Annotated in this window: 4 protein-coding genes; all 4 read right to left on the minus strand. The window is 29.3% G+C overall.

Features of this window, described 5'->3' with window-relative positions; translation table 11 throughout:
• Positions 1–1,028 (minus strand): acyl-CoA dehydrogenase family protein (locus AB1Z17_RS06260; protein ID WP_368050939.1); only part of this gene is annotated, 1,028 nt, incomplete at its 3' end.
• A gap of 27 nt (positions 1,029–1,055) precedes the next feature.
• On the minus strand, positions 1,056–1,928 hold the full coding sequence (locus AB1Z17_RS06265) for a ComEA family DNA-binding protein (RefSeq protein WP_368050940.1): 873 nt from the start codon (positions 1,926–1,928) through the stop codon (positions 1,056–1,058).
• A gap of 150 nt (positions 1,929–2,078) precedes the next feature.
• Complete coding sequence (locus tag AB1Z17_RS06270; protein ID WP_368050942.1) at positions 2,079–3,659, minus strand: hypothetical protein; 1,581 nt, start codon at positions 3,657–3,659, stop codon at positions 2,079–2,081.
• A gap of 409 nt (positions 3,660–4,068) precedes the next feature.
• On the minus strand, positions 4,069–4,604 hold a 536-nt coding region (locus AB1Z17_RS06275), incomplete at its 5' end, for an alanine:cation symporter family protein (protein WP_368050943.1).

Raw genomic sequence — 4,604 nt, forward strand, 5'->3', positions numbered from 1 at the left:
CCATAACCTCCTAATAACTGAAGACATTGATATATAACTTCGTCGGCCATTTTGGTAGATAATAATTTAGACATACTTGCCTCCTTTACAACATATTGACCTTTATCTAACCTATAAATCACAGAATAATTAAACTCTTTACACATTTCAACTTCACTTGCCATATCTGCTACTTTGTGCCTTAAAGCTTGAAATTGGTCTATCGTTTTTCCAAAAGCTTTTCTTTCGGACATATATTGAATTGCATAGTTTAAAGCAAATTCGGCTCTCGCATGGGCATTCACTCCCATAATTACTCTTTCTAAAGCAAAATGCTGCATTATATAAGAAAAACCTTTATTCTCTTCTCCCAACAAATTTTCTGCTGGAATAATTACATTGTCAAATGCAATTTCCGCAGTATCTGAAGCTTTCCACCCTAGTTTTTCTAAATTTGTTGCTGAAATTCCATTAGTTTCTCTATCCAAAACAAAAATACTCATTCCTTTATTACCAAGTTCTAGACTTGTTTTTGCTGCTACCACCAAATAATCGGAAAAAACACCATTTGTTATAAATGTTTTAGATCCATTTAAAATATAATTAGCTCCTTTTCTTGTTGCAGTAGTTCTCATTCCTGCCACATCAGATCCTCCAAATGGTTCGGAAATACAAAGACATCCAACCTTTTCGCCATTTATACTTGGAACTAAATATTTTTCTTTTATAAATTTACTTCCTTCAGCATTTAAATGCGTCATTGCCAGATATGTATGTGCCCACATAGCGGCTGCAAATCCACCTGAATTTACTTTCTGCATTTCTTCTAAAAAAATAACTGTATAAAAAAGATCTAAATTTAAACCTCCAAACTCTTCAGGATAATTTAATCCAAAATAGCCCATTTCTCCAAATTTTTTCCAAATTTGTTTATCTACAAAACCTTGTTTTTCCCATTTATTAACATAGGGAACTACTTCTTTTAGTAGGAAATCTCGAAAACTTTGTCGAAACGACTCGTGTTCCTCAGTAAAATACATGTTATTCATTTAATGGTTGACTGTTTAATTATAAATTTATTCAGCCACCAAATATAAGGTTATTCTATTAAATTTTTCAATTGGAAAACCATCAATTTTTTTTAATTCATCTAAAGATTGAATTTCTGCCACTTCATCTCTATAATTAAAAATTTTCTTAGTAAGCTCGTAGTCAATATAAACAATTGATAATACTTCTTTAAATGAAGCTGTATTTATATTTATTTTTTGAATGTTGGGTTTTAAAAGCACTTTATAATATTCTAATGCTTTGTCTGCAATTTCTTTTTCTAAATAATACACTTCATAAAGTTGATCGCTGAATGTAAAACCCTGTAATTTATCTCTATAACTAAGTATCCTTTCAGCCGTTTTTTCTCCAATTCCTTTAATTTTTATTAAATCGCTACTCGTAACCAAGTTAAGATCTTTAACTTCTATGTCTTCCTTTCTAATTTTTTTAAAACTAATATTTGATGTATTATTATTATTAGTTACCCAATCTGGAAATTTAAAATAGGGACTTATTTTATTTAATAAACTGTCACTAACTTTAGTAACAATTTTAAACTGCTTTATGGAATTAATAAATTTACCTGATTTTCTAAAGGTTATTAGTCTATCAATTTCATCAACATTCATACCTAGTTGATAGCCTTTAAAATCGTTTATGTAATTAGGATTGAATGGGAAAATTTTAGGTTTACTCTCTTGAATTGCTATATTGATTAAAGAATCTTGTTCTTTTTTAAAATCTGCAATTTCATTTTGAGAAAAATCAGTTGGTTTATTTGAAGAAAAATCTACCAAAAAGAAGCTAGTCTGGAATATAACTATAATAAGTAGCAAAAAGAAAATCCCATTTCTTTGGCGTTTGTTAAACCTGAAATGGGATTTAAATACATTCATATTTTGAAAAATCTTGATTTTTATTTATGCTATAATTACAAATTTATTAAATTAACTTTACAACAAACATTTTTTATAGTATTTATAATTACTTCTTTATTTACATAAACAAATTTTCTTTTTTCAAAATCTTTTTATAACACTCTTTTATCAAGGATCTACTCTTAATAAAAGTAATTGAATAGGGTCTTCAAGCGCTCTAGGCCCGTTAAGTATTGCAACAGGTTTTACCAATACACAAGCATAATCACCTACAGTAGGGATAAAATTTGGGTGCAAAGCTGCTTCTTGAGCCAATGCGTTATTTTGTCCTCTTACTGAAGGAACACCTGTAGCATCTCCAATTAAATACCAAAGTGCAAATTGCACATAATCCCAACCTTCAACTGCTGCTACCGTTTCACAGTTATTAGCAAGCCAATTTATAGAACCCCATGGGTAATCTAAATATTCTGCTGGGAAATTAGATCCAGGAAGTTCTCTATCCATAGATGAATAAAACATAACTCGATAATCAAATGCTGGATTTATAGTAATAAATTCTTCACCACACAATGTGTTATAAGGTACACCCTCTTCAATAATACCAGGGATAGGCATCGGTAAAATATTAGTAAATGTAGCTACTATTAATTCTTCAGACAATGGTTCTCCTGGTGCAAATATACTCATATCTGCACTTTCTGGAATTGGTATCCAAGGTAGTAATTCTAAATTAGCATCGTTTCCATCGTAAGAACAATTTCCTACAACAAAATCAAATACCCCATCAGTTCCTCCAAATGATTCTGGATTTCCAACTTCTGCCATAGCTGTATCATCAAAGGTTCCTTCATAAATTTGCATAAAAGTACCATCTGGCATTGCTAGCCAAATTTCAAATGTAAAAATTTCACCATCTATTTCAACTTGGTCTGGATACTCTATACAAAGTGGTTGTCCAATACCAAAATATTCAGCATTGCTATTTTGATCAACATCATTTACAATAGCTCCTGCTGCATTTCTAACAATTACCTTAAAAATAGCTGGGAAATCATACCCCATAAAAGTTTGAAGTAAATAAGGATTTCTCAAATCACCTTGATAAGTATGCCATTCTTCAAAAAACTTAGTACATATATCTCCATAGAAACAAACTGTATGAATTTCTGTTACTGCATATTTAAACCATACAAATCCAAAATTTTCATAATCATACGGTCTATAACACAGCACATCAATTTCAACTCTAAGTTTATCAAATACAGGAACTACAAACTCAAGATCAACACCTGTTAAATCCCAAAGTTGTTCATAATAACTTCCCTCTCTAGGTGAAGCCCATAATAATGTTCCATCAGCTGCTCTTACAACAAAATCTGTAACAATATAAACTCCAGGTGTTAATTTAAGAACCTCTGTTTCTGTTTTGTTTGCGAGTGTAACTAAATTTAACATATAGGTTGTAGTAATTTGATCTGGTCCTATTATTGTTACATCTACATAACCAGGTTCCATATCTACACAATTTGGCACACTTTCATCGTTAGGACTATCACCATTATCTTTTGCACTAAATAAACCTTTAGAAGATAATTTTTGTGGTAAAAAATCATTCACATTAAACACAACTTCTTGTTTTTCAAGTTGTTCCGATAAGATTAAATTTGAATCATCTTTGTTACAAGAAAAGATTACAAGACCCAAAAATAATCCAATTACAATTTTTAAAAAATCTAATTTTTTCATAATACATTTTATTAAATTAATAATCGATTTTTCATAAATTTATGTAGTATTACAAACCATTATTAAATATTTTTTTAACAAAATATTTACAATGGTAATTCTACAAAATTATGATCTGGGATGACAAACTATTTTCTGAGGTGAAAACTGTTTTTGAGGTGAGGTATTACCGAAGTAATATTATTAAAATATTGAAATAAAACATTTTCAATTGTTTAAATTTACAAATATATTTTTATGAATCAAAATTTAATATGTATTTTTTTGAGTAAATAAAACTGAAAATTTTAGCTATTAATTTTTTGTAAATAGTGCCTTTTGAGGTAAACGCTATGTTATTATTAAAAGAGAATCCCATTTCTTAAACGTTGTTTTGCAAGAAATGGGATTTATAATAAGTTCAGATAATTTATTTAATGAACGTTAATTTTATTTTAAGTGCTTCTAAGTATTTAACCAATTCTTTTCTAACAATTGGGAATAAAAATAATAGTCCAATCATATTTGGAAATACTAGTGCCAGAATCATAGCATCTGAAAAGTCAAATACTGCTTTCATAGATGCAGCTGCACCTATTACAATAAAAATAATAAATAGTATTTTATACGTAATGTCTGCAATTTTACTTCTTCCAAATAAGAATTTCCAGGATTGTAATCCGTAATACGACCAAGAAATCATAGTTGAAATTGCAAATAGAACTACCGCTAATGTTAATACATAAGGGAACCAAGGTATTACAGCTTCAAATGCCATAGAAGTTAAATTAACACCTCCAACTGCAACTCCATCAATTATTACACTTCCTGCTCCATCTCCTCCATATACAAATAAACCATCACTATTGTAAAAAATAATAACTAAAGCAGTCATTGTACAAATTAAAACGGTATCAATAAATGGTTCTAACAAAGAAACAATACCTTCAGAAGCTGGGTAATTAG

Origin of the sequence: Lutibacter sp. (assembly GCF_040883305.1) — a bacterium.
Taxonomy (GTDB): domain Bacteria; phylum Bacteroidota; class Bacteroidia; order Flavobacteriales; family Flavobacteriaceae; genus Lutibacter.